Here is a 1,311-nt window from a genome sequence, read left to right on the forward strand (position 1 = left end):
CCACCCGTTGTTGCGCCGCCCCCCCCTCCAGCAGCTGTCCCCGTGACCCCGACTGAACCCGTTCGAGCGCTCTGGTAGTAGGTCATGCATGAAGCTACTGGTAAATAGCCTGGTTGTCTGTCTGGGATTAGCTGTGACTCTACCCAGTCAAGCTAGTTGGTTGCAGTCGCCAGAACTGCTTCAGGGTAAGCAGTATACGCTGCTTCCGGAGGGGCTATGCGCTGGATACACTGAGCGAATTTTGGGCAAAGTGAACTCAAAAGAATATGGGGGCCTGATCTGTGAGCAAGAAAGGGCCTCCTTTATTTTGTTGCAGCAATTATCGGGCTATACTTCCACTGGCAAAGCAATTTGGCAGGTGATCACTGTCAAAAAAGTTCTTCGATCAGCTGCTGACGAGTTAGTGGTTAGTGCCGGATGCTCAGGCGGCGAAGGTAACACCAATGCTATTTTTGCGCTAGTGAAAGATGCTGATGTTCAACCCTATAAAGCAGTTCAAGCCTGGGAAGCTGATCTAGCCACTGAGCAGTTGAAGGAAATAAACCCTCAGCAAGTTGCTTGCTATGACCCTTGGCTGGGTTCAGCAGCTGCCGATGGAATCAGTTGCCGTTAGTCAAGCTTATTTGCTAAAGCTCACTTGACTCAGATCTGCTGGCGCTAAGTAAGGATGGATCACCTGACCATCCCGGAACCAGATAACGCGATGGGTGCAACGAGCAACTTCTGACTCATGGGTGACCATAACTACAGTCATCCCAGTGCGGTTAAGCTCGGTAAAAATATTTAAAATTTCTTGGGTTGTTTGGGAGTCTAAGGCTCCGGTAGGTTCATCGGCCAGGAGCAAAACCGGTTGATTGACGATCGCTCGGGCGATCGCCACACGCTGTTGTTGCCCACCCGAGAGTTGGGTTGGTTTATTGTTGATGCGATTGGCTAGCCCCACCCGCTCCAGGGCTGTGGTTGCCCGCTGCCGCCGTTCTTGGGAACCCACATTGGCGTAGACCATTGGCAGCATCACGTTTTCTAGCGCACTTAGCTGGGGCAGAAGGTGAAATTGTTGGAAGACAAACCCAATTTTCTGGTTACGAATGTGAGCTAACTCTAAATCGCCTAACTGGGCTACATCCATATTATCTAGGTAATAGTGTCCTTCCGTAGGACGGTCAAGACAACCAATGATATTCATTGCTGTGGACTTGCCAGAGCCTGATGTTCCCATAATGGCGCAATACTCACTTTGTTCCACAATTAAATTTACATCCGACAGCGCTCGAACTTCTGTTTCCCCGTAACCGTAGACTTTAGAAATGT

2 protein-coding genes are annotated in these 1,311 nt (G+C 50.0%); one reads left to right on the top strand and one right to left on the bottom strand.

Going from position 1 to position 1,311, the window contains the following annotated elements; translation table 11 throughout:
* The first annotated feature begins 160 nt into the window (after positions 1–160).
* Positions 161–613 (top strand): hypothetical protein, encoded by a 453-nt coding sequence (locus AC2VE5_RS27730; protein ID WP_486890731.1) that lies wholly within the window; start codon positions 161–163, stop codon positions 611–613.
* 6 nt (positions 614–619) lie between these two features.
* Here AC2VE5_RS27730 and AC2VE5_RS27735 read toward each other — a convergent pair whose 3' ends face one another.
* Positions 620–1,309, bottom strand: a complete 690-nt coding sequence (locus AC2VE5_RS27735; protein WP_486890732.1) for an ABC transporter ATP-binding protein — start codon at positions 1,307–1,309, stop codon at positions 620–622.
* Between the last annotated feature and the right edge of the window lie 2 nt (positions 1,310–1,311).

The organism is Aliterella sp. E5.1, from assembly GCF_057473825.1.